Source organism: Streptomyces sp. NPDC048248 (assembly GCF_043201875.1).
Taxonomy (GTDB): Bacteria; Actinomycetota; Actinomycetes; order Streptomycetales; family Streptomycetaceae; genus Streptomyces.
This window is the reverse complement of the sequence record NZ_JBICZL010000028.1, coordinates 38,250-61,740: the sequence shown is the minus strand read 5'-3', so window position 1 is coordinate 61,740 and position 23,491 is coordinate 38,250. Positions and strand designations below refer to the sequence as shown.

19 protein-coding genes are annotated in these 23,491 nt (G+C 71.5%); 9 read left to right on the top strand and 10 right to left on the bottom strand.

The window, feature by feature from the left end:
• Positions 1-36 precede the first annotated feature (36 nt).
• On the top strand, positions 37-1,497 hold the full coding sequence (locus tag ACGFZW_RS35965; protein ID WP_393897536.1) for a nucleobase:cation symporter-2 family protein: 1,461 nt from the start codon (positions 37-39) through the stop codon (positions 1,495-1,497).
• 102 nt (positions 1,498-1,599) lie between these two features.
• Here ACGFZW_RS35965 and ACGFZW_RS35960 read toward each other — a convergent pair whose 3' ends face one another.
• The 3 genes from ACGFZW_RS35960 to ACGFZW_RS35950 all read right to left on the bottom strand — a co-directional run bounded on the left by ACGFZW_RS35960 (position 1,600) and on the right by ACGFZW_RS35950 (position 4,129).
• A complete protein-coding gene (locus ACGFZW_RS35960) occupies positions 1,600-2,472 on the bottom strand; it encodes a chitosanase (protein ID WP_393897535.1) in 873 nt (290 codons plus the stop codon).
• A gap of 145 nt (positions 2,473-2,617) precedes the next feature.
• Positions 2,618-3,433, bottom strand: a complete 816-nt coding sequence (locus ACGFZW_RS35955) for a GNAT family N-acetyltransferase (RefSeq protein ID WP_393897534.1) — start codon at positions 3,431-3,433, stop codon at positions 2,618-2,620.
• A gap of 141 nt (positions 3,434-3,574) precedes the next feature.
• Entirely contained in the window at positions 3,575-4,129 is a 555-nt protein-coding gene (locus ACGFZW_RS35950) for a TetR/AcrR family transcriptional regulator (protein ID WP_393897533.1), read from the bottom strand.
• 399 nt (positions 4,130-4,528) lie between these two features.
• On the opposite strand from ACGFZW_RS35950, the gene ACGFZW_RS35945 reads away from it, so the two are divergent.
• Both ACGFZW_RS35945 and ACGFZW_RS35940 read left to right on the top strand, forming a co-directional pair.
• Positions 4,529-5,929, top strand: coding sequence for a M20/M25/M40 family metallo-hydrolase (locus ACGFZW_RS35945; protein ID WP_393897532.1), 1,401 nt, complete (start codon positions 4,529-4,531; stop codon positions 5,927-5,929).
• Positions 5,926-7,491 (top strand): YfcC family protein, encoded by a 1,566-nt coding sequence (locus ACGFZW_RS35940; RefSeq protein WP_393897531.1) that lies wholly within the window; start codon positions 5,926-5,928, stop codon positions 7,489-7,491. The genes ACGFZW_RS35945 and ACGFZW_RS35940 overlap by 4 nt, the downstream gene beginning before the upstream one ends.
• A 95-nt stretch (positions 7,492-7,586) precedes the next feature.
• On the opposite strand, the gene ACGFZW_RS35935 is transcribed toward ACGFZW_RS35940, so the two are convergent.
• The 4 genes from ACGFZW_RS35935 to ACGFZW_RS35920 all read right to left on the bottom strand — a co-directional run bounded on the left by ACGFZW_RS35935 (position 7,587) and on the right by ACGFZW_RS35920 (position 10,818).
• On the bottom strand, positions 7,587-7,853 hold the full coding sequence (locus ACGFZW_RS35935; protein ID WP_393897530.1) for an SCO5918 family protein: 267 nt from the start codon (positions 7,851-7,853) through the stop codon (positions 7,587-7,589).
• Positions 7,854-7,988: 135 nt separating this feature from the next.
• A complete protein-coding gene (gene aceB, locus ACGFZW_RS35930) occupies positions 7,989-9,617 on the bottom strand; it encodes a malate synthase A (protein WP_393897529.1) in 1,629 nt (542 codons plus the stop codon).
• 224 nt (positions 9,618-9,841) lie between these two features.
• Complete coding sequence (locus tag ACGFZW_RS35925) at positions 9,842-10,453, bottom strand: NTP transferase domain-containing protein (protein WP_393897545.1); 612 nt, start codon at positions 10,451-10,453, stop codon at positions 9,842-9,844.
• Between the two features lie 137 nt (positions 10,454-10,590).
• Entirely contained in the window at positions 10,591-10,818 is a 228-nt protein-coding gene (locus ACGFZW_RS35920) for a hypothetical protein (RefSeq protein ID WP_393897528.1), read from the bottom strand.
• A 323-nt stretch (positions 10,819-11,141) separates the two neighbouring features.
• Between ACGFZW_RS35920 and ACGFZW_RS35915 the strand changes: the two genes are divergently transcribed.
• Positions 11,142-12,962, top strand: coding sequence for a serine/threonine protein kinase (locus ACGFZW_RS35915; RefSeq protein WP_393897527.1), 1,821 nt, complete (start codon positions 11,142-11,144; stop codon positions 12,960-12,962).
• 285 nt (positions 12,963-13,247) lie between these two features.
• On the top strand, positions 13,248-13,538 hold the full coding sequence (locus ACGFZW_RS35910) for a DUF5955 family protein (protein WP_393897526.1): 291 nt from the start codon (positions 13,248-13,250) through the stop codon (positions 13,536-13,538).
• An 82-nt stretch (positions 13,539-13,620) separates the two neighbouring features.
• Here the strand turns inward: ACGFZW_RS35910 and ACGFZW_RS35905 are convergent, their stop codons facing one another.
• Positions 13,621-14,424 (bottom strand): IclR family transcriptional regulator, encoded by an 804-nt coding sequence (locus tag ACGFZW_RS35905; protein ID WP_393897525.1) that lies wholly within the window; start codon positions 14,422-14,424, stop codon positions 13,621-13,623.
• A gap of 270 nt (positions 14,425-14,694) precedes the next feature.
• Here ACGFZW_RS35905 and ACGFZW_RS35900 point away from each other — a divergent pair, with 270 nt between their 5' ends.
• The 4 genes from ACGFZW_RS35900 (at position 14,695) to alc (ending at position 19,679) form a co-directional block, all read left to right on the top strand.
• The gene (locus ACGFZW_RS35900) at positions 14,695-15,468 is read left to right on the top strand and encodes an aspartate/glutamate racemase family protein (RefSeq protein WP_393897524.1); all 774 of its coding nucleotides are present in this window, start codon (positions 14,695-14,697) and stop codon (positions 15,466-15,468) included.
• 65 nt (positions 15,469-15,533) lie between these two features.
• Positions 15,534-17,072 carry an NCS1 family nucleobase:cation symporter-1 gene (locus tag ACGFZW_RS35895; RefSeq protein WP_393897523.1) on the top strand — a complete coding sequence of 513 codons (1,539 nt, stop codon included), beginning with the start codon at positions 15,534-15,536 and terminating at the stop codon, positions 17,070-17,072.
• 142 nt (positions 17,073-17,214) lie between these two features.
• On the top strand, positions 17,215-18,558 hold the full coding sequence (allB, locus tag ACGFZW_RS35890) for an allantoinase AllB (protein WP_393897522.1): 1,344 nt from the start codon (positions 17,215-17,217) through the stop codon (positions 18,556-18,558).
• Positions 18,555-19,679: an allantoicase gene (gene alc / locus ACGFZW_RS35885; RefSeq protein WP_393897521.1), complete on the top strand. Its 1,125-nt coding sequence runs from the start codon at positions 18,555-18,557 to the stop codon at positions 19,677-19,679. Before allB ends, alc begins: the two co-directional genes overlap by 4 nt.
• Before the next feature lie 163 nt (positions 19,680-19,842).
• On the opposite strand, the gene ACGFZW_RS35880 is transcribed toward alc, so the two are convergent.
• The gene (locus ACGFZW_RS35880; protein WP_393897520.1) at positions 19,843-20,538 is read right to left on the bottom strand and encodes a transcriptional regulator; all 696 of its coding nucleotides are present in this window, start codon (positions 20,536-20,538) and stop codon (positions 19,843-19,845) included.
• A 152-nt stretch (positions 20,539-20,690) separates the two neighbouring features.
• A complete protein-coding gene (locus ACGFZW_RS35875; RefSeq protein WP_393897519.1) occupies positions 20,691-23,369 on the bottom strand; it encodes a beta-N-acetylglucosaminidase domain-containing protein in 2,679 nt (892 codons plus the stop codon).
• Between the last annotated feature and the right edge of the window lie 122 nt (positions 23,370-23,491).

The window sequence follows — 23,491 nt, the reverse complement described above, 5'->3', positions numbered from 1 at the left end:
GGCCCCGTCGGCGCAGAAATCGACAGGAGGCCCGCAGTGGCCGCAAACCCCGGGCAGAAGCCGGAGGGGGACCGGAAGCACCCGGTCGACGAGACCCTCCCGCCCTTCAAGATGTTCACCAGCGGCCTCCAGCACGTGGCCGCGATGTACGCGGGCGTGGTGGCCCCGCCGATGATCGTGGGACCCGCCTGCGGGCTGAGTCCCACCGAGACCGCGTTCCTGATGGGCGCCAGCCTCTTCACGGCGGGCATCGCCACGCTGCTGCAGACGCTGGGTTTCTGGAAGGTCGGCGCGAAGCTGCCGTTCGTCAACGGCGTCTCGTTCGCCGGTGTCACGCCGATGATCGCCATCGGCAAGGCGGAGAGCCCCGAGAACGCGCTGCCGATCATCTTCGGCGCGGTGATCGTCGCCGGTGTGCTGGGATTCCTGCTCGCCCCCTACTTCTCCAAGCTCGTACGGTTCTTCCCGCCGGTGGTCACCGGCACCGTCATCACCCTGATAGGCGTCTCGCTGCTGCCGGTGGCCTTCAACTGGTCCCAGGGCGGCAACGACCGGGCCCCGGACTACGGTTCACTGACGAATATCGGAATGGCGGCGCTGACCTTCCTGATCGTGCTGGTGCTGCGGCGGGTGCTGCGCGGCTTCCTCCAGCAGATCTCCATTCTGCTCGGACTGATAGCCGGCACCTTGATCGCGATACCCGTCGGCATCACCAATTTCTCCGCCATCACCGACGCCGACATCGTCGGCTTCCCGACGCCCTTCCACTTCGGTGCGCCGCAGTTCCAGATCGCCGCCATCGTCTCGATGTGCATCGTGATGCTGGTCTGTATGACCGAGTCGACGGCCGACATGCTCGCCCTGGGCAAGATCGTCGACCGTCCGGCGGACGAGCGGACCATCGAGGGCGGACTGCGCGCCGACACCCTCGGCACGGCGATCAGCCCGCTCTTCAACGGCTTCGCCAACAGTGCCTTCGCCCAGAACATCGGTCTGGTCGCGATGACCAAGGTGCGCAGCCGCTTCGTCGTGGCGACCAGCGGCCTGATCCTGATCGTGCTGGGCCTGTGCCCGGTGGCCGCTTCGGTCATCTCGCTGGTCCCGCTGCCGGTCCTGGGCGGCGCCGGCATCGTGCTCTTCGGTTCGGTCGCGGCGAGCGGTATCCAGACGCTGGCGTCCGCGGCGATGGAGAAGGGCGAGAACGCGCTGATCGTCGCTGCGGCCGTCGGCATCGGCCTGATCCCCATCGCGGCGCCGGACTTCTACCACGCCTTCCCCAAGGACATGCTGGTCGTGCTCGACTCCGGCATCAGCACCGGCTGCCTCGTCGCCATCGTCCTGAACCTCGCCTTCAACCACTTCGGCGGCCGGGCGGACGCGGAGCCGGACCCGCTCGACGCGGAGGCCGGCGGTGGCCATGGCGAGGTGGAGATCCCGCCGCAGCCCCGCCGCGGTGAGGCGGACTCCGCCGAGCCGGCGAGTGCCCCCGCGCACTGACGCGGCACGGCGGGCGGCCCGTAACGGAACGGCAACCACCGTTCCGTTACGGGCCGTTGACCTTGGCGGTGGGCGGGCCCGTGGTGCGGTCCGCGGGCGACGTCAGCCGATGTGGTAGCTGTCGCCGTAGACCTTCCAGTCGAGCGGCGTGTCCAGCGCGAGGTTGCCCTTGTCGAGGAACACCCGCTGCGCGGTGTCGACGCGGCTGGTGTCGCTGTGCGCCTCCTCCTGCTTCATCGCCCAGACACGGGCGTCGAGGAAGGCGTTCAGGTACGTCTTCTCGTCGCCGCCCTGGGCGGGCGGCTTCGCCTTGGCCAGGGCGCGCTCGCGAATGCTGGAGAAGCTGGTGCTGTCGTCGCCGTCCCCGTGCATCACGATCGCGTCGTAGTAGGCGAACTGGCCGAGCACTCCCACCCCGTCGGCCTTGCCCCGCTTGACCGCGGGGTTGAAGTAGACGCGGTCGCGCTCGTCGTTCTGCGCCTTTCGGAACGCGGGGTCGGCGGCGGCCTTCTTCCAGTCCGCGGTGTAGCCGGGGTCCAGGCCCTCGTGCGAGTCGCTGCCGTCGACCTCACGCAGTGCGGGGAGGTACTTGGCCAGGACGTTGCCCGGCTCGCGCTGGGTGTAGAGCTCGACCAGTTCCAGCATGTCGTGCGTGCCGGAGCAGAAGCCGATGATGCCGCCGGTGTAGCCGCGGCCGTCGCCGATGTCCTCGATGTACTTGTACTGCGCCTTCCAGTCCAGCGAGGAGTTCTCGGCGCTGGAGACCAGCTGCATGGCGATCTCCTTCTTCGCCGGGTCGTCGAGGCCGGCCGCGGCGCGCGCGTGATGCGGTGCGGAGTGTGCCCCGGCAGGTGCCTCGTCGGCGGGGATGGCCGAGGTGGCGACGGCGGTTGCCGGTACGGCGAGCAGGGCGAGGCCGAGGGTGACGCGGACGGCGGTCCTGGGCATGGCTCCGGCTATCGATCGGATGCGCATGGAGTCCTCCGGTTCGGAGTGGGGCGTGGGGGGTCACCAATCGTTAGGAAGCTTTCCTACCAGACTTGATGAGGGACGTATACCCGTCAGGCGTTGCCAACTCCGGCCGCTCCGCGCGCCTTTGAGTGTGTGCCGGGGGCGTGAGTCAGTTCCCGCTGCCGGGCCGCCAGACGTACGGCGTGGTCGTGGCTGCCGCGACCAGTCCGAGCCGGACGAGGATCGGGCGGCTGGTCTCCAGCGCGTCGACCTGGACGTAGCGATAGCCCCGCCGCGCGGCGAGCGCCGCCCGCGCGCCGACGAGGGCCCGGTAGACGCCGTGGCCGCGCCAGTTGGGGAGCGTGGAACCGCCGCACAGCGAGGCGAAGTCGGTGCCGGTGTGGAAGCGGATCCAGGCGGCGCTCACCGCCTCGCCGGCCAACGACTCGGCGACCAGGACGGTGCAGGGGTCGCCGGCACCCGACACCCACTCCGCGAGCGCCGGCGGCAGCCAGCCCCAGTCGTCGCCCCAGACTTCTTCCGCGAGCACCCGGATGCGGTCGAAGTCGGCCCGTGTGGTGACCTCGCGCAGCCGTACGCCCTCCGGGAGCCGGGGCTCGGCCGCGACCTCCGCGGCCTCGCCGATGAGCACCGTCTCCGGCTCACCGGGGGCGAAGCCGGCGGCCACCAGCCGCTCGGGCAGATCGGCGGGCAGGTCATGGCCGTGGTACTTCCACTCGACCGGCTGCCCCAGCGCCGCGAAGTGATCGCGCTGGGCCGCGATGAAGGCGTCCAGCTCGGTGCCGTCCAGGCCGCCCAGATCGCGATAGAGGATCAGACCGCCCTGCCCCGGATGGGCCTTGCGCAGAACCGGCCCGACGCGTGCGGAGCCCTGCCGGCCCGGCGCGAAACCGCGGGCGCGCAGCTGCTCGTCGTACGCGGCGCGGTAGGCGGCCGCCCGTCTGTCGCTGTCATGAGTCGTCATCGGCGCCACTTCACCACACGGGGTGAGGCGCGGCGAGCGGATCGCCGGTCGCGTCGCAGGTGGGCCGGGACGCCGGCCGGCAAGGTGCACCCGACGTGCCGCACGGGGGGCGCTCCCTGCGCGGTGCGCAGCCGGGACGCCTCAGCCCAGCAGTCCGGTCAGCAGCTGCCGGATGTCGGGGGCCGGGTCGAAATCCTCGTCCGGGAAGGCCAATTGGTGCAGTACGACGCCGTCGAGGTGGTCCAGCAGGATCCGGCCGTGGCGCTCCGGGTCGCACGAGCCGAACCGGCGCACCCACGCGGCACTCCAGACCAGCACCGCCTCCCGCCCGCGGGAGAGGGGCGCACGCAGTTCGGGGCGGGCCGACGACTCCAGGAAGAGGGCGAAGCGCGCGGCGGTCCTGGCGCGTCCCGGGCCGGTGGTGTGCCGGGCGAACGCGGCCATCGCCTCGGCCAGCTCACCGAGGTCGACCGGGTCGACGCCCGCCGCGAAGGACTCCCACTCGCGCCGCTCCAGGGCCTGGAGGTGGTCGACGATGCCGTCGATCAGGGCGGTGCGGTTGCGGAAGTAGTTGGATGTGGTGCCGGTGGGGACGCATGCCGCGCTGTCCACGGCCTGGTACGTCAGCCGCCGGGAACCCTCGGCTCCCAGTACGTCAACGGCCGCGTCCAGCACCTGCTCCCGCCGTCGTGCCACGCCATCCGCTCCTTTGCCGCGCTCGATCAGGTCCGGTCCGCTTACTACAAACATAGTAGCGGGGGTGCGGCGACCCTCCGTGTCCGTCGACGGCGGGCGGCCGCCCGGCCCGTGCGATGGTGCCGCGCGCGTGCGTTGCGCCGCAACCATCAAGTCGCGCCACAAGAAGGTGAGTTGACGTCCCGTCGCCTGAGGTTCCCGGGATGGATGTCGTCGCTCCGAGGTGTGGTGGCCATGTCGCCCGACAGGTGACCCCGGTGGGCAGCCCCCGTTCCCGGATGCCCGCCCGGCGACGCCCGTCCGGCGACGCAGCAAGGAGCGATATAGCCGTTATGCTGCATTGGCCCTGAAATAGTGTCAAGTGCGCCCGTCGGCGGCGCCACGGAGAGGGGTTCCGCGGTGAACCAGGAAGCCCATGGCCCCGGCGGTCGCGCCCGCAAGGACGCCGCCGCTCTGGAGACCACTGTCGACGCGCTGATGGACGGGGTGTGCGCCGACCTCAAGCGGCTCGCGGCCATCCCCTCGATCGCCTTTCCCGGCTTCTCGCCCGAGCCCGTCCTCCAGGCTCGCGACCTGCTCGTCGCCCTGCTCCGGGACGCGGGTGTGGCGGACATCGGCGAGCTGAACCTCCCCGGCACCGCGCCGGTCATCACCGCCGGCATCCCGCCGCCGACCCCGGATGCCCCGACCGTCCTGCTCTACGGGCACTACGACGTGCAGCCGCCGGGCGACGAGCGGCACTGGACCTCGCCGCCCTTCGAGCCCACCGACTTCGAGGGCGGCATCCGAGCCCGTGGCATCGCGGACGACAAGGCCAACCTGATGGTCCACATCGGCACCCTGCGGGCGTACGGGGGACGGCCCCCGGTCGGCATCAACATCATCTTCGAGGGGCAGGAGGAGTACGGCAGCGCCTTCGACGACTACCCGCCCACCGACCCCGATCTGTTCGCCTGCGACGCGATGGTGATCGCCGACACGGGCAACATCCGCCCCGGCACCCCCACGCTCACCACCGCGCTGCGCGGCGCCGCCGAAGTGCTCGTCGAGGTCCGCACCCTGCCTGCCGCCGTGCACAGCGGTCAGTACGGCGGCCCCGCCCCCGACGCGCTGCTCGTCCTCCTCAAGGCCCTCGGGACCCTCCACGACGTCCATGGCGATGTGGCCGTCGAGGGCCTGCGCCGTGAGCCGTGGGCCGGCGCCACCCTGACCGACGACGAATTCCGCGAGCTGGCGGGCGTCCCGCACGGAACGCCGCTCATCGGCACCGGCAGCCTCGGCGAACGCCTGTGGTCCGGTCCGGCCATCACGGTCATCGGCCTGGACGCGCCGCCCGTCGCGAATGCCGCCTCCGCCGTCGTCCCCTACGCCCGCGCCAAGCTCAACCTCCGTGTCCACCCCCGGCAGGACCCCAGGGAAGCGCTCGACGCACTCGCCGGCCACCTACGACGGGTGCGGCCCTTCGGCATCCCGCTCACCGTGACCCCGGGGGAGGCAGGCCCCGGCTACGAGGCCGCCACCACCGGCCCCGCCTACCGTGCCGCCCGTACCGCGCTGCGCCGTGCCTGGGGCGCAGATCCCGTGCACTCCGCGAGCGGGGGCTCCATCCCGCTGGTCAACGGCCTTGCCGCGGCGGTGCCCGACGCCGAGGTCCTGCTCTTCGGCGCCGAGGACAACCGGTGCAACCTGCACGGCCCCGATGAGCGCGTACTGCTGTCCGAACTGCGCGGCGCGCTGCTCGCCGAGGCGGCCTTCCTGGCCGAGTACGCCGCGGCGTACCGTCCCGGACGAGCCGGATGACGCAGCCGCGGACGCACGGCCCGGTGCCGCCCGCCGATGGGCCGCCCGCGACACCCGCCCAAGAGCCGCCCGAAAAGCGGCGGTTCACCTTCCCCAGCGCGCTCACCGTGCTGGCCGCCGTCACCCTCGCCGTCTGGATCCTGGCGTTCGTCATCCCCACGGGCACCTACGAGCGGGACGGCGACGGCAGCCCCCTCCAGGGCACCTACCACCGTGAGCCGTCCGACCAGACCTTCCTCGACCGGCTCGACGACCTCTTCCTCGCCCCGGTCAACGGTCTGTACGGCATCAAGGACGACCGCACCGGGCAGGTCGGTCCCGATCTGAGCGGCGAACTGTACGGCAGCGCCGGGGTGTTCCTCTTCGTCCTGGCCATCGGCGCCTTCATCACCGTGGTGTTCGCCACCGGCGCCCTCGACCGGGGGATCGGCCGCCTCGCCCACCGACTGCGCGACCGCGGCCCGCTGCTGATCGTCGGCGTGATGGCGCTCTTCTCGCTGCTGGGCACCGTCGAGGGCTTCGCCGAGGAGACGCTCGGCTTCTACGGACTGATCGTGCCGCTGATGCTCGCGCTCGGCTTCGACCGGCTGGTCGCCACCGGCACGATCATCCTCGGTGCCGGCGTCGGCGTGCTGTGCTCCACCGTCAACCCGTTCGCCACCGGCGTCGCCTCCTCGGCCGCGGAGATCTCCCTGGGCGACGGCATCGCGCTGCGCTTCGCGATGTGGGTGGTGCTGACCGCGGTCACCATCGCGTACGTGGTCCGCTATGCGCGCCGGGTGCGCGCCGACCCCGGCCGCTCCCTGTGCGGCTTCCTGCCCGGGGACCGCGAGCAGGCGCGGACGGCGGCGCGGGCCGAGGAACCGCCCGCGCTGACCGGACTGCACATCACGATCCTGGTGACGGTGGCCCTGGTCTTCGCCTTCATGATCTTCTCGGTGATCCCCTGGGCGGGCGCGCTCACCGGTGACGCCGACGCCGCGCTGTACGGCTTCGAACTCGGCTGGTCATTCCCGCAGTTGGCGGCCCTCTTCGTGGTGGCCGCGGTGCTGGTCGGGCTGCTCGCGCGGATGGGCGAGCAGCGGATCAGCGCCACCTTCGTCCAGGGCGCGGCGGACTTCATGGCGCCCGCGCTGGTGATCGTGCTCGCCCGCGGCGTCACCGTCATCATGAACAACTCGAAGATCACCGACACCGTGCTGCACTCGATGGAGGGCGCGGTCTCCGGCACCCCGTCGGCACTCTTCGGAATCATGGTGTTCGTGGTGAATCTGCCGCTGGCGTTCCTGATCCCGTCCACTTCGGGCCACGCCACGCTCGCGATGCCGATCCTCGCGCCGCTCGCCGACTTCGCGGGGGTGTCCCGGGCGGTGGTGGTGACGGCCTGGGGGGCCGCCAGCGGATGGATGAACCTGTGGGTCCCCACCACCGCCGTCATCATGGGAGGCATCTCCCTGGCAAAGGTCGGCTATGACAAGTATCTGCGCTTCGTCTGGCCACTGCTGGCCGTCCTCTCCGCTCTCATCTGCGGCTTCGTGGCGCTGGGCGCGGTGATCGGCTGACCGCGCGGGACGCGGTGGCCGGCGCGCGGGTGCCGGCGCCTTCGTCGGGCCCGGAGAGCGGGGCGTGGCCGGGGCGGGCGAGCATGCCCGTCCGGTCAGAGGAAGGGAGTCGGCTCCGGAGCGGTCGGGCGGGGCTTGCAGGTGAAGCCGAGCTGCCGCAGCGCCCGGACGATCTCACCCGTGCTGAAGTCCCGCGGGTCCTGGCCGGTGACGATCCGGCCGACCTGCTTGACGGGGTAGGCGGTGGTGCCGACCACGACGGAGTCCCCGTCGATCGGCTCCGGTTCGACCGTGCTCATCTTCTGCTCCACCTCGCTCGCCTGGAGATAGAAGAAAACGCCGGCAATGGTGACGCGCATCATGCCTCAACAAGGGTGAGCAGGAATGGAGCCCGAGATCTCAGCCTCTCATGAAACCGCGCGCCGAAAAGGCCCCGGCCGGTGCGGGCCGGGGCCTTTCGGTGTGCCGGATCCGGCTCCCGCCGGACCCGGCGCGTATCAGCCGAGCAGCTCGTAGGCGGGCAGCGTCAGGAAGTCCGCGTAGTCCGCGTCGAGGGACACCTGGAGCAGCAGGTCGTGCGCCTGCTGCCACTTGCCGGCGGTGAACGCGTCCTCGCCGACCTCGGTGCGGATGTCGGCCAGGGCCTTGGCGGCGACGGTGCGCACCAGGTCCGCGGTCGCCTTCTCGCCGTTCTCGAAGACGACGCCGGCGTCCACCCACTGCCAGATCTGCGAACGGGAGATCTCCGCGGTGGCGGCGTCCTCCATCAGGCCGAAGATGGCGACGGCGCCCAGGCCGCGCAGCCATGCCTCGATGTAGCGGGTGCCGACCTGCACTGCGTCGACCAGGCCCTGGTAGGTGGGCTTGGCGTCCAGCGAGTCGATCGCGATCAGGTCCGCGGCCTTGACGTCGACGTCCTCGCGCAGCCGGTCCTTCTGGTTGGGCTTGTCGCCGAGGACGGCGTCGAAGGAGGCGCGGGCGATGGGCACCAGGTCGGGGTGGGCCACCCAGGAGCCGTCGAAGCCGTCGCCGGCCTCCCGGTCCTTGTCGTTCTTCACCTTGGCCAGGGCCTGCTCGTTGGCGGCGGGGTCCTTGCGGTTGGGGATGAAGGCGGCCATACCGCCGATGGCGTGTGCGCCGCGCTTGTGGCAGGTGCGGACGAGGAGTTCGGTGTACGCCCGCATGAACGGGGCGGTCATCGTCACCGCGTTGCGGTCCGGCAGGACGAACTTGGCGCCGCCGTCACGGAAGTTCTTGACGATGGAGAAGAGGTAGTCCCAGCGGCCCGCGTTGAGGCCGGACGCGTGCTCACGCAGCTCGTAGAGGATCTCCTCCATCTCGTACGCGGCGGTGATGGTCTCGATCAGGACGGTGGCGCGCACCGTGCCCTGCGGGATGCCGACGTAGTCCTGGGCGAAGACGAAGATCTCGTTCCAGAGGCGGGCCTCCAGGTGCGACTCGGTCTTCGGCAGGTAGAAGTACGGGCCCTTGCCGAGATCCAGCAGACGCTGCGCGTTGTGGAAGAAGTACAGGCCGAAGTCGACCAGCGCGCCGGGGACCGCCTGGCCCTCGAACTGCAGGTGGCGCTCGTCGAGGTGCCAGCCGCGCGGCCGCATCACGACGGTGGCGAGCTCCTCGGCGGGCTTGAGCGCGTAGGACTTGCCGGAGCGGGGGTCGGTGAAGTCGATCCGGCGCTCGTAGGCGTCGATCAGGTTGAGCTGCCCGGTGACGACGTTCTCCCAGGTGGGAGCCGAGGCGTCCTCGAAGTCGGCGAGCCAGACCTTGGCGCCCGAGTTGAGCGCGTTGATCGTCATCTTGCGGTCGGTGGGGCCGGTGATCTCCACCCGGCGGTCGTCGAGCGCGGCGGGCGCGCCGGCGACCCGCCAGCTGTCGTCCGCGCGGATCCGCGCGGTCTCCGGGAGGAAGTCCAGCGTGCTGGTCCTGGCGATCTCCGCCCGGCGCTCGGCGCGGCGGGCGAGCAGCTCCTCGCGGCGCGGGGTGAACCGCCGGTGGAGCTCGGCCACGAAGGCGAGTGCGGCGTCGGTGAGGACCTCGCCCTGCCGTGCAGGGGTGTTGTCGGGGTCGACTTCGACGATGGCCAGCGGGGACGGCGCTGGTGCGGACATGAGCTGTCACTCCATTCAGCGGCGGTGCCTGGCGGCCGCCGGGGCGCCCGAGCGGCACGGGGTGCCGCGGGCTCCGAGATACGGTCGCGGGCGCCGTTTGGATTCAGGGCGCTTCTGACCAGTGGAGAGTAGTTTCCTTATCGCGGAACTTCAATGGTTTGTTGACATCGAGATTCTCCGAGTCGACAGAAGTCATGATCGAATGGCTCTGGGTGCCATCGTGGTCACTCTCCATTACCCGCATCCCGGGCACTCGGCCCCTCCAGCCGGTGCAGATCCTCCGGGGTGTCGATGTCGTACGCGTCGGCCACATCGGCGCACTCGACGAGCCGGATCGCGTCGGTGTGCCGCCGGAGGTAGTCCCGCGCCCCCCGGTCGCCCTCCGCGCTCGCCGCGATGTCCGCCCACCGCGCCGCCCCGAAGAGGACGGGATGGCCCCGCCGCCCCCCGTACGCCGCGGCCGCCAGTGCGTCGGCGCCGTCGTACGCGGCCACCACCCGCGCCACCGCCGCGGCGCCGATCCCCGGTTGGTCCACCAGCGACACCACCACCGCATCCGCCCCCGACCCGGCCAGCGCCGTCAGTCCCACCCGCAGCGAGGACCCCATGCCCTGCGCCCAGTCGGGGTTGTCGGAGGTCTCGTACGTCGCGAGATCGGCGACCTCGCGCACGGTGTCCGCGGCCGCGCCCAGCACGATGTGCACCGGGCCGCAGCCGCCCTCCCGCAGAACCCGTGCGGCGTGCTCGACCAGCGGCCGCCCCCGGTGGTCGAGCAGCGCCTTGGGGCGCCCGCCCAGCCGCCGTCCGCCGCCCGCGGCGAGCAGCAGCCCGGCCACCTTCCCCTGGGGCGGCCGGGCGCCCCCCGTTGTCCGTGCCGTGATTCCCGGCCGTGCGGCCGGTGTTGTGGGTGCCATGGGAACTGCTTACCGCACGGCGGCCCGCGGCACGGCGCGCGGTGTGCGGCGCAGGGGCGTCACGCCGCGTCGTCCGCGGCCGCCCGCGGGCGGGGAATCCTCGGGCGCAGCCGCTCGCGGACGTGGTGCGCCTTCTCCTCCTCCCGCCGGCGCTCGTTGACGTAGCGGTATATGTGCTCGACGGTGATCTCGGACGCATCCGAGAGGCCGTACGCCCGGCAGATGAGCTGCACGACGCTGACGCGGCGATGGTCCGGGCCGGTTTCGGGGCCGTTGTTGGACTCCATGACAGTCTCCGATCCAGTGATATGCCGGACATTTCCCCGGAAGGGAGAATGCTCCATCCCCTTCCGCGCTACGCATCGGATCGCGTACGCCCACACCAACGGGTGTCAGGGGGAACGCATGTCTGACGCATAATCAGCCCTACTGTGGGCAACGCGCGAAGGGCGCGCCCGAAGGGGGCGCGAAACCGGCTCTTCGGACAAGGCGCGAACTTCGCGGGCCACGGATGTCACCACGCCGCGCCGGTCCGGATAAAGTGCTGACCCGTTGCGGATATCGAGGCCGTCGTGTCGACGACGGGCCCATTTCTCAGTCGGGGGACGTCGTGGTGAACAGTGTGGGCCCGTCCGGAATTTTCCAGCCGCTGGAAGGCGACGACCCGCGGGTGATCGCGGGCTACCGCCTCTCGGCGAAGCTCGGCGCCGGCGGCATGGGCAAGGTCTATCTCTCCTACACGCCCGGTGGCCGGCCGGTCGCCATCAAGGTGATCCGCCCGGAGTTCAGCGAGGACGCGGAGTTCCGCCGCCGCTTCAAGCAGGAAGTGCAGTCCGCGCAGCGCGTCCAGGGTCTGTTCACCGCACCGGTCATCGACAGCGACGCCGAGGGCCCCAGCCCCTGGCTCGCCACCGCCTACGTACCCGGCCCGTCGCTCTCCGCCGCGGTCGCCGAACACGGCCGTCTGCCGGTCTCCACCGTGCTGTTGCTGGTGGCCGGTATCGCCGAGGCCCTCCAGGTCATCCATGGCGCGGGCATCGTGCACCGTGACCTGAAGCCGTCCAACGTCCTGCTGGCCGCGGACGGCCCGCGGGTCATCGACTTCGGAATCGCGCGCGCCGCCGACGCCACCTCGCTCACCAGCAGCGGCGTCACGGTCGGCACCCCCACCTTCATGGCCCCCGAGCAGGCCGCGGGCAGCACCATCACCCCGGCCACCGACATCTTCGCGCTCGGTCAGGTCGCGGCGTACGCGGCCATCGGCACCCCCGCCTTCGGTGAGGGAACCTCGCACGGCGTGCTCTACCGCATCGTCCACGAGGAGCCGGACCTGACCGGACTCCCCGACGAGCTGCGTGACTTGGTCTCCCGCTGCCTGGCCAAGGATCCCTCGGAGCGGCCGTCCGTCGCCGAGGTGATCGCCCTGTGCGGCGAGGCATCCGGCCAGACGCAGCTGCGCCGCCCCGAGGAGTGGCTGCCCACCGCGGTCGCCGCGGACATCACCACGCGTACCGCCGCCCCCGCGCCGGTGCAGACCCCGCCGCCACCGCTGCAGGCGCCGGCCTCCCAGGCCGCCGTCCCGCAGCCGCCCACGCAGCCCGCGCAGCCGCCCACTCCGCCGCCGGTGCAGCAGGTGCCGACGGCGCTGAACCAGCCGCAGACCCCGCCGCCCGGTTACGGCCCGGCCGCGTACGCGCCGACCGCCACCGGCACGGCGCCGGTCCCGCCGATGTCCGGCGGACCGGGTGCCACCGGCCCGATAACTGCCATGCCGGCCCCGCAGCCTCCCAAGAAGAAGCGCAAGGGCCTGGTGACCGCCCTGGTGCTGGTCTGTCTGCTGGCTTTCGCGGGCGCGGGCGGCGGTGCCGTCTACTACGTCATGAAGGGCGACGGCGCGAAGAAGAACTCCCAGGCCGACGGCAAGACCACCAAGAACACCGACGCCACCCCGTCGCCCAGCGACGGCGCCACGGGCGCGTCCGGGGCCGAGCCGGGCGACAACGCCCAGGCCCCGAAGCAGGATCCGGAGCCGGTCGACTTCAAGGGCATCAACCTGCCCGACGAGTACCACCTGTCGGTGGCCGAAGAGCCGGTCAAGCCCAGCAACGCGGACAACTCCTCGGACATCGACTTCTCGTACCAGGACAACAACTACTCCGACGACCAGGTGGACACCCAGACCGGCAAGCTGGTGCTGCTCGACGCGGGCCAGCAGGGCACGTTGGACACCTGCCGCAGCGACACCCGGTTCACCGAGACGATCCTGACCAAGCGCCTCAGCAAGGGCTCGCAGATGTGCCTGACCACCAGCTACGGCCACGTCGCGCTGATCACCTTCAGGGGCTACGCGCCCGAGTCGTCCCCGAGCAAGTACATGACCGTCGACGTGCGGGTGTGGCGCAACGCGGTGGAGCCCGAAGAGAACTCCTGACCACCCGGGCCGGCCGCGCCCCGCAGGCGCGATCCGCCGCTGCTCACGATCCCCGTCACGACCGGTTCGCCGGCCGGGCGGGGATCGTCCGTGTGGTGCCGCCGCCGGGCAGGGCCCGCGGAACGGGCACGGCACTGTGCGGCACGGCGCGTATCCGGACGGTGATCCGATTTTTTCGCTCTCCGTATGGCGCGGTCACCACAGAGTGGCGTTAACTGTCCCGCATTGTGAAACGGGCCAACGTCCTTGGAGAGCGCCGTCGTTGTGGAACAGAGACAGAGGCGAGTGACCGGGGTCGAAGATGACCCGCGGGTCGAGGAGCTGCGTGGCGCGGTTGCCCGCCTGCGCCGCCAACTGGCCGTACTTCCAGGGGAGTTACCCGACAGGGCGGCCGCCGATGACGAACTGGCCGCACTGGACGCGATGGTGAGCCATGGGATGCCCGAGGTGCCCAGGCTGCGCCGTTCGCTGCTGCTGATCGCCGGGGCGGTCGGCTCGGTCAGCGCCCTCTCGCCGGCGCTGACCGAGGTCCGGGAGGGCATCGACCGCTTCGGGCAGCTGCCGCGCAGCCGATGAACGGGTGCGCGCAAAAGACCGCGGGCCGGGGGCGTACGCCTCCCGGCCCGGCGGTTTCTCGCCGGTGGCGAGGGTGGCCGCCCTAGGCCGGCGACTGGTTGGCCAGTGCGACCGACAGCTGCGCAGCGACGTCCTGGAGCACCGGCACGATCTTGTCCGTCGACGCCTCCGTCACCCGGCCGGTCGGGCCCGAGATGGAGATGGCCGCGGAGGTGGGGGAGTTGGGTACCGGTACCGCGAAGCAGCGGACGCCGATCTCCTGCTCGTTGTCGTCGACGGCGTAGCCGAGCCGGCGGACATCGGCGAGCGAGGCGAGGAAGGCGTCCGGGTCGGTGATCGTCTTCTCGGTGGCGGCCGGCATGCCCGTACGGCCGAGGAGCGCGCGGACCTCCTCCGGCGGGTGGTTGGCCAGGAGGGCCTTGCCCACGCCGGTGGAGTGCGGCAGCACGCGCCGGCCGACCTCGGTGAACATCCGCACCGCGTGCCGGGAGGGCACCTGGGCGACATAGACGATCTCGTCGCCGTCGAGCAGTGCCATGTTGGCGGTCTCGCCGGTCTCCTCGACCAGACGGGCCAGGAACGGCCGCGCCCAGGTGCCGAGCAGTCGCGAAGCGCTCTCGCCCAGCCGGATCAGGCGGGGGCCGAGGGCGTACCGGCGGTTGGGCTGCTGGCGGACGTAGCCGCAGGCCACGAGCGTGCGCATCAGGCGGTGGATGGTGGGGAGCGGGAGCCCGCTGCTGCTGGAGAGCTCGCTCAGGCCGACCTCGCCGCCTGCGTCTGCCATCCGCTCCAGCAGGTCGAAGGCGCGCTCGAGGGACTGGACGCCGCCGCTGGCGCCTGCGGGCTTGGCTTCGGCGGCGGAGGTGCTGGCGCTGGACGGCGGCACGTCGCGTTCCTTTCGGGGCGGGGCGGATCGGTCTCGGCTGGGTCATGCCCTGGGGCTTTGCGGGCGCCGGGCCCGACCGGAGCAGCCTACCGGTCCCCTTCCGCGGACACACTGTCTCTCGCACACTCGTTCCCGCCGGTCAGCGACCCGGCATCATGGAGCGGCAATGCGTTAGTCGCGATCCCTTGACGGTGCCAGTGGCCGTAGCTACGTTCTGCTGCGCGAAACCTACTGTCCATTCTGTGGAATCCTCCAAATCGCTGGAGCGTCATGCGCATTCTCGTCATGAACCCGAACACCACGGTTTCCATGACCGCCTCGATCCGCGCCACCGCCACCGCGGCCGCCTCGCCCGGCACCGACATCGTCGCCACCGAGCCCCTGTGGGGCCCCGAATCGATCGAGGGGCACTTCGAGGGGTATCTCAGCGCCGCGGCCGTCCTGGACCGGCTCGCCACCCTCGACACCCCCTTCGATGCGCTGGTCATGGCCGGGTTCGGTGAGCCGGGCAGGGAGGGCGCCCAGGAGCTCCTGGACGTCCCGGTCCTGGACATCACCGAGAGCGCCGCCCAGATGGCGATGATGCTGGGCCACGCCTACGGCATCGTCACCACGCTCGACCGCGCCGTACCGCAGATCCAGGACCGGCTGCTGACCGCCGGTCTGCTCCAGCGCTGCGCCGCGGTACGCGGCACCGGGCTGGGCGTCCTGGAGCTGGAGCAGGACGAGGCGCGCACCGTCGAGGTGATCATCGAGACCGCGCGCGAGGTCGTCGCGGCCGGCGCCGAGGTGATCTGTCTTGGCTGCGGCGGCATGGCCGGGCTCCAGGAGAAGGTCGCCGCGGCGCTCGGGGTGCCCGTGGTGGACGGCGTGGCCGCCGCGGTGAAGTTCGCGGAGGCGGTCGTCGGACTCGGCCTCGCCACGAGCGCCCACCGCAGCTTCGCGCCGCCGCGTCCGAAGGCGATCGGATCCTGGCCGCTGAGTGCGCACCTTCCGTCGGAGCGCGTCGTGGGCGCAAACTGTCACACCGATTTTTCACGTTAGACATCAGACATCTGATAACTGGCATCTGATAACCGAAGCTCCACCCCACCTGCCTGGGAGGACCTGTGACGACACCCCCGAAGCCGGACCCGCGGCTCTACAACGAAGACCTGGCGCCGGCTCCCGAGCGCAAATGGGGCACGTACAGCATCTTCGCGCTGTGGATGTCCGACACCCACGCGATCAGCAACTACGCCTTCGCCGCAAGCCTGTTCGTGCTGGGTCTGCCGGCCTGGGAGGTGTTCCTCGCGCTGCTCGTCGGCATCTCGCTCGTCTACTGGCTGATGAACCGCATGGGCCACGCAGGCCACCGCACCGGCGTTCCCTATCCGGTGCTGGCACGCGCCAGCTGGGGTGTCTACGGCGCCAACATCCCTGCGTTGCTGCGCGCCGTGATGGCGGTGGCCTGGTACGGCATCCAGACCTGGCTCGCCTCGACCGCTGTGGTGCTGCTGACGCTCCAGGTCGCGCCCGGTCTGGACGCCTACAACCACAACTCCGTGCTGGGGCTGTCCACCCTCGGCTGGATCGCGTTCCTGGTGATGTGGGGGCTGCAGGCCGCTCTGCTGACCCGCGGCATGGAATTCATCCGCAAGGTCCAGGACTTCGCGACCGGCCCGGTGGTCTGGCTCGTGGTGCTGGCGCTCGCGGTGTACCTCGTGGCCGAGGCCGACGGCGGGATCTCGCTGACCCGCAGTCTCACCGGGCTCAGCGGCTCCGCGCAGGTCGAACAGAGCCTGATCGCGGTCAGCCTCACGGTCGCCACCTTCCTGACCCTGGTCCTCAACTACGCGGACTTCGCGCGTTTCACCCCTGACCACCGGTCCTACCGACGAGGCAATCTGATCGGGCTGCCGGTGAACTTCACCGCCTTCGCGGTGGTCGCCGTGCTGGTCACGGCCGGCACCATCTCGGTCTTCGGTGAGGCGATCTACGACCCGGTGAAGGTGATCGAGAAGATCGACAACCCGGTCGTGACGGTCATCGGGGCGGTGTCCTTCATCATCGCGACGATCGGCATCAACGTCGTCGCCAACTTCGTCTCGCCCGCCTACGACTTCGCCAACCTCGCGCCCAAGTACCTGAACTTCAAACGCGGCGGCATGATCACGGCGGTGCTGGCCATCGTCGTCATGCCGTGGAAGCTGTACTCCTCGGCGCTGGTGATCCAGTACTTCCTGGGGGCGCTCGGCGCCTTCCTCGGTCCGCTGGTCGCCATCCTGCTCGTCGACTACTACCTGATCCGGCGCGGGCGGATCGACGTGGACGCCCTCTTCTCGGCCGACCGGGCAGGCGAGTACTTCTACCGCAAGGGCTACAACCCGAAGGCCGTCGTCGCCTTCCTGCCGGCCGCCGTGGTGTCCGCGGCGCTCGCCCTGGTGCCCGCCTTCGGCGCGGTGGCGCCGTTCTCGTGGATCTTCGGAATGGGGCTGGCCGGCGGGCTCTACGCCCTGGTCTCGCGCCGCGGACGGGAGACGACCGCTGTCGGCCCGGTCCCCGAGGACATCATCACGTCGCAGGTCAGGGGCGTCGCGGAGCAGGAGCCTGCGGTGGCGGAGGCGCCCGTGGCGGCCGTCCGGCCGGTGCCGGCCGAAGGGTCTTGACGGGGTGAGGTCCGGAGTGAAGACTGCTTCAACAGTCTGTTGAAGCCGAGATTCCGCGGTGCGGGCTCCACGGCTCATCGGCGGCCGTGCGCCCCACGCGCCATCACGCGACGATGAAGACACGAATCGAGAAGGGGACCCGGTGTCCGAGGTAGAGCTGGTGCTGCGCTCCACGCGCGTCGTCACCCCGCAGGGGACGCGTGCCGCGTCCGTCACCGTCCAGGACGGGAAGATCGCGGCGGTGCTGCCGCACGACGCCGAGGTCCCCGCCGGGGCGCGGGTCGAGGACGTCGGTGACGATGTCCTGCTGCCCGGCCTGGTGGACACCCACGTCCACGTCAACGACCCCGGCCGTACCGAGTGGGAAGGCTTCTGGACGGCCACCCGCGCGGCGGCGGCCGGCGGGATCACCACCCTCGTGGACATGCCGCTCAACAGCCTCCCGCCCACCACCACCGTCGACCACCTCGACATCAAGCGCGAGGTCGCCCGCAGCAAGGCGCACATCGACGTCGGCTTCTGGGGCGGCGCCATCCCCGGCAACGTCAAGGACCTCCGCCCGCTCTTCGACGCCGGGGTCTTCGGCTTCAAGTGCTTCCTCTCGCCCTCCGGGGTGGACGAGTTCCCGCAGCTCGACCAGGAGCAACTGGCCGCAGCCCTCGGCGAGATCGCGGGCTTTGACGGTCTGCTGATCGTGCACGCCGAGGACCCCGGCCACCTCGACGCGGCCCCCGAGCCGCACGGCCCCAAGTACGCCGACTTCCTCGCCTCCCGTCCCCGGGTCAGCGAGGACGACGCCATCGCCGGTCTGATCGCCCTCGCCAAGCGGCTCGACGCGCGGGTCCACGTACTGCACCTGTCCTCCAGCGACGCGCTGCCGCTGATCGCCGCCGCCAAGGCCGAGGGCGTCAAGATCACGGTCGAGTCGTGCCCGCACTTCCTGACCCTGACCGCCGAGGAGATCCCGGACGGCGCGACGGAGTTCAAGTGCTGCCCGCCGATCCGTGAGTCGGCCAACCAGGACGCGCTGTGGCAGGGCCTGGCCGACGGCACCATCGACTGCATCGTCTCCGACCACTCGCCCTCCACCGCCGACCTCAAGACCGCCGACTTCGGCGCGGCCTGGGGCGGCATCTCCTCCCTCCAGCTCGGCCTGCCGGCCATCTGGACCGCGGCCCGCGAGCGCGGCCACACCCTGGACGACGTGGTGCGCTGGATGGCCACCGCCCCCGCGGCCCTGGTCGGTCTCGGCCACAAGGGCGCCATCGAGCCCGGCAGGGACGCCGACTTCGCGGTCCTGGCGCCCGAGGAGACCTTCACCGTCGACCCGGCCGCCCTCCAGCACCGCAACAAGATCACCGCGTACGCCGGGAAGACCCTGTACGGCGTCGTGCGGTCCACCTGGCTGCGCGGCCGGCAGATCAACGACGGTGCCACGCTCGCCGAGCCCACCGGCGAACTCCTCGAAAGGCCGCACCGCACATGACCACCGCCGACCTGCCCCGCTTCACCGGCGACGCCGCGCCGTTCGGAGGCGGTGACCCGTACGCCGACCACCGCACCGCCGAGTTCCCCTTCGCCCACCTCGCCGATCTCGCGGACCGGCGGCTGGGGGCGGGCGTGATCGCCGCCAACGACGAGTTCTTCGCCGAGCGCGAGAACCTCCTCAAGCCCGAGCCCGCCCACTTCGACCCCGAGGCCTTCGGCCACAAGGGCAAGATCATGGACGGTTGGGAGACCCGGCGCCGCCGCGGTGCGGACGGCACGCACCCCTTCCCGACGGACGAGGACCACGACTGGGCGCTGATCCGGCTCGGCGCGCCCGGCGTGATCCGGGGCATCGTCGTCGACACCGCCCACTTCCGGGGCAACTACCCGCAGTCCGTGAGTGTCGAGGGCACCTGCGTCGCCGGCTCCCCCTCGCCCGGGGAACTCCTCGCCGACGACATCGAGTGGACCACCCTCGTGCCCCGCACGGCCGTCGGCGGGCACGCCGCCAACGGATTCGCCGTCGACGTCGAGCGGCGCTTCACCCACCTGCGGCTCAACCAGCACCCCGACGGCGGCGTCGCCCGCCTGCGGGTCCACGGCGAGGTCGTGCCCGCCCCCGAGTGGCTGGCCGCGCTCGGCACCTTCGATCTCGCGGCGCTGGAGAACGGCGGCCAGGTCGAGGATGCCTCGGACCGCTTCTACTCCTCGCCCACCAACACCATCCAGCCGGGCCGCTCCCGGAAGATGGACGACGGCTGGGAGACCCGGCGACGGCGCGGTTCCGGCAACGACTGGGTGCGCTACCGCCTCACCGAGCAGGCCGTGATCCGCGCGGTCGAGATCGACACCGGCTACCTCAAGGGCAACGCGGCCGGCTGGGCGGGGCTGCTCGGGCGGGACGGCACGGATGGCGAGTGGACCGAACTGCTGCCCCGTACGAGGCTGCAGCCCGACACCGTCCACCGGTTCCTGCTCCCGGCGGACGCACCGGCCGTCACCCACGTCCGGATCGACATCTACCCCGACGGCGGGATCGCGCGGCTGCGGCTGCACGGCTCGCTGACCGACGAGGGGGAGCGGCGGCTGCGCGCCCGCCACCAGGAGTGGGGCGGCTGAGCCTCGGCCGCAACGACCATCGCAGGGTGGGCACCCCCGGTCCCGGGGGTGCCCACACTTCTTCGAGAGCCCTCGTCCCGGAACGCCCGCTGTCCATGGGCGCATGTCCCGGAACTCCGTATCCAGCTGCCGCCGGGCGGTGCGTGCTACGGAACAACGCGGGTCAGGAGCTGCTCGCGGGGCCGTCCGTGAGGGAGTGCCAGAACATCAGCTCGTACGCCTGGAGCAGCCGCCCGTAGCGGTGCGCGGTCTCCGGACGTGCCTGTCCGGTGTCCAGGCCGTGCTGGAGCGCGGCGTCGGCCCGTTCCGCCACGTCCGTGGCCGGCTCGGTGAAGAAGGCGAAGAAGCCGAGTGCCGATTCCGGGAAGCCGTAGTGCGCGCGCATCGCCGCGGCGACCGTGCCGCAATAGGCGCCCCAGGCCGCGAAGTTGGCGCTCAGCGCGATCACCACGTCGGTCGGCTCCGCGCCGAGTGCGAGCCGTGCCGCGTAGGACGGGTACGCCTGGCAGCCGGGGCGCGGCTCGTACGCGGAGATCTCCCGGTCGGTCAGTTCACAGGCGTCGGCCAGTCCGGCCAGCTGCTTGAGGGCCAGCGCCTCGCCCTCGGCGAGCAGATCGAAGAAGTCGGCCACCGGCGGATCGGCGTCGGCCCGGCGCGCCAGGTGCTGGAAGCTGAGCCGGTCGGCGGCGATGATCTGGTGCTGTTCCAGGGCGAAGGTGGTGAACACCGCGCGCGGCGCCTGACCCGCCGCGATCTGCGCGACCAGCCGGTTGGTGCCGGTGTCCGGGGCAAGGGCGCGTACGGCGTCGTCGAGGACGGCGGCCGCCGTCGGGCGGGCGGTGTCTGCGGGTCGGGCCATGGTGTCGGGTCTCCTGCGGGTGGTGCGAGGGTGGCCAGGGCTCACAGTAAGGCGGAGGACAGCAGCTCAGGGCGTGTGACGCGGGGCGAGCGATCCGGAGCGGGGCCCGGCAGACGGCCTGCCGGGCCCCGCTCCCACGATCCGGCGCCGGGTCAGCGCAGAATCACCTCGCTCACCTGTGGCGTCACCGACCCGCCGGGCCACACGAGCCGCACCGCGCTGATCTCGTCGTCGCCCGCCGGGAGGGCGGTGTACGCACCGGACAGCGTGCCGAGTGTCCGCACGCCGGCGGCCGTTCGGACCTCGACCCGTGCGTCCCCGGCCGCGCCCTGCGGCCGCAGTACCACCACCGACCGTGCGGCCTTGGGCTCGGCGGGTGTGAACTCCAACGCCTCTCCCGGCCGGGCGGACCGCGCCGCGCGGTAGACGCTCTCCGCCACACCGTCCGCCGCCGACCGCAGCGCGCTGTCGTCCGCCGCCGGCGGGTTGCCGGTCACGGTGCCCCGCTTCTCCCCTGCGACGGTGAACTCCCGTACCACCAGCCAGTTGTCCTGTGCCTCGGTGACACGGGCGCGCACATATCGTGCCGTGGCCCCGGCCGGCGGCTCGGCCGTGACCTCCGCGGTTGCGTCGAAGGCGGCCAGCTTCGTCCAGTTCTTCCGGTCCGAGGAGTATTCGAGGACGCCGTGCCGGAGGAAGTCGTCGGGGCTGCCGCTCTTGCCCATCGCCAGGGTGACGGTGCCGAGCGGGCGCTCGGCATGCAGGTCCAGGCCGACGGACGAGCCCGACCGGGGTGCCGCGGCGCTCCAGAAGTAGGTGCTGTCGTCGCCGTCGGTCATGCGGGAGACGGCGTTGTCCTGATGGACGGCCAGGTCCGTCGAGGCCGTGGGCCTGCCGGTGAGGCCCAGCGCCTTGTCGTGCGCGGCGACCGCATCCTCGACGAAGGTGTCCAGCACCCCGTCCGCGACCAGCACCGGGATCTTCTTGCCGTTCAGATCGACATAGACGAACGACGTGGCGGTCTCCACCAGCGCCGGGATGCGCTGCCGCAGTTGCCATGCCGTGTCGTCGTCGCCTGCCCGTGTCGCCTCGATCAGCCGGAGTGCCGTACGCGCCGCGGCGCCCCAGGCCCGTGTCGCATCCAGCCACGGCCCGCTGTCCGCCACGAAACCGCGGTCGGGCAGCCGGTCGCGCAGCACGCCGGGGGCGTCTTGGAGGGTGCGCAGCGTCCCGTCCAGCCGTCGCACGTCACCTTCCTTGTCGAACTCGGTGATGGCATCGGCGAGTTCGGGAGCCTGCCGAGGGTTGAGGGACGAGGAGTAGTGGGCGTCCGCGAAGGCGCGCAGGGCGCGTGCGGTGCGGGCGTCGCCACCGGCGAGCTCCTCGATCGCCGCGCCCCAGGAGGCCCGTGCGTCATAGGCGCGGTCGTTCCACGCGTAGTCAGCGACGGTGTGCAGCGCGATCTTGGAGGCGGCGGGCTGGATCATCGGGTTCGCGGTGATGCCGGCCAGCTGTGCCGGCAGCCCCTTCTCCCGGCCGCTGAACGGGCCGAGCAGCAGCCGGTTGGTCACGTAGTCGTTGACCGGGTAGTTGTCCCAGGTGAGGATCGGATGCCCGAACACCTCCCGGGCCTGCCGCGCCTGGTCGACGGTCATCGTCGGCGCGATCACCCCCACGCCCGTCCACTCCACCAGCACGTCCTCGTCGAGCTTCGTGGCCAGCGCCTTCTTGTACGGCGACGGCTTCACGTCGTAGTACTCGGTGGGCACCATCTGCAGCGGCTCGGCGCCCGGGTGCCGGGCGATGAACTCCTTGTTGACGCGGTTGAGCAGGTGCGCCTGCGCGGTGCCCGCCGCCCCGCCCCCGGTACCGAACGCGTCCTTGTCCGCGGCGCAGTTCCAGTCCGTGTAGCTGATGTCGTCGAGAGGTACCGCGAAGGTCCGTACGCCGATGTCCCACAGCGTGCGGAACTTCTCGGTCAGCGCCGCGAGGTCGGCGTCGGAGCTGTAGCAGACGGACAGGCCGGGGGAGAGGGCGTAGGTGAACTCGACGTGCCGGGACCGTGCGCGGTCCACCAGTTCCTTGATCTCGGCCAGTCGGTCCGCGGGATAGGGATCGCGCCACTTCTCCCGCAGATAGGCGTCGTCCTTGGGCGAGTAGACGTAGATGTTCATCTTGTGCTCGCCGTAGAAGTCCAGCTGGTCCAGGCGGGCCGCGTGCGACCAAGGAGTGCCGTAGAAGCCCTCGATGACGCCGCGCAGGGGAGTGGCGGGCCAGTCGCGCACGGCGGTGCCCCGGACGTGGGCGCCGGGCCGGTCGCGGTGCGGCAGGAGCTGGCGCAGCGACTGGGCGGCGTAGTACGTGCCGGTGGCGTCCTTGCCGGACAGGGCGATGCGGCCCTCGCCGAGAGCCAGCGCGTAGCCCTGCGCGGGGAGTTCGCCGGTCTCGCCCGCCCCCAGTTCCGTCAGGGCCCGTGCCGCGCCCGGCCCGTCGACGAACACGCTCAGCTGCCGGCCGGCCGGGGCACGCTCGGCGCGCACGACCTTCTCGGCGCCCGCGTCCTTCAGGGACGCCACGACGAGGTCGAGGGCCGGCCGGTCGGTCTTCGGGCCGCTGACGACGGTGACCGTGGGGGTGATGGTGACCCGGTCGTCCCTGGCGTGCACGGACTGCGGGGTGGGGGAGAGGGAGCCGGCGGCCCCCGGGCTGTCCCGGGCGGAGGCGGGGACCGGCGCGGAAGTCCTGTCCGGTGGCCCCGACATGCCCGTCAGGGGAATCAGGGTGAGGGCCACGGCGAGCGCGGTGGCGGCCGCGGTACGCGTACGGTGCATCCTTCGGTCCTCCTCGGTCCAGCGGGTGCGGTGCCTACTGTGCGGTGCGGACGACTGCGCGGTGCGGACGACCGCCGAGCGCGGAAGCAGGCTTCACCCGGATGCCGGGGCGGAGCAATGGA

What these genes read in the sequence shown, in the direction of transcription:
- ACGFZW_RS35960 (WP_393897535.1), bottom strand. Translation starts at nt 2,472, where the DNA reads ATGCGCATCCGATCGATAGCCGGAGCCATGCCCAGGACCGCCGTCCGC.
- ACGFZW_RS35955 (WP_393897534.1), bottom strand. Translation starts at nt 3,433, where the DNA reads ATGACGACTCATGACAGCGACAGACGGGCGGCCGCCTACCGCGCCGCG.
- ACGFZW_RS35940 (WP_393897531.1), top strand. Translation starts at nt 5,926, where the DNA reads ATGACGCAGCCGCGGACGCACGGCCCGGTGCCGCCCGCCGATGGGCCG.
- ACGFZW_RS35935 (WP_393897530.1), bottom strand. Translation starts at nt 7,853, where the DNA reads ATGATGCGCGTCACCATTGCCGGCGTTTTCTTCTATCTCCAGGCGAGC.
- aceB (WP_393897529.1), bottom strand. Translation starts at nt 9,617, where the DNA reads ATGTCCGCACCAGCGCCGTCCCCGCTGGCCATCGTCGAAGTCGACCCC.
- ACGFZW_RS35920 (WP_393897528.1), bottom strand. Translation starts at nt 10,818, where the DNA reads ATGGAGTCCAACAACGGCCCCGAAACCGGCCCGGACCATCGCCGCGTC.
- ACGFZW_RS35900 (WP_393897524.1), top strand. Translation starts at nt 14,695, where the DNA reads ATGCGCATTCTCGTCATGAACCCGAACACCACGGTTTCCATGACCGCC.
- alc (WP_393897521.1), top strand. Translation starts at nt 18,555, where the DNA reads ATGACCACCGCCGACCTGCCCCGCTTCACCGGCGACGCCGCGCCGTTC.
- ACGFZW_RS35880 (WP_393897520.1), bottom strand. Translation starts at nt 20,538, where the DNA reads ATGGCCCGACCCGCAGACACCGCCCGCCCGACGGCGGCCGCCGTCCTC.
- ACGFZW_RS35875 (WP_393897519.1), bottom strand. Translation starts at nt 23,369, where the DNA reads ATGCACCGTACGCGTACCGCGGCCGCCACCGCGCTCGCCGTGGCCCTC.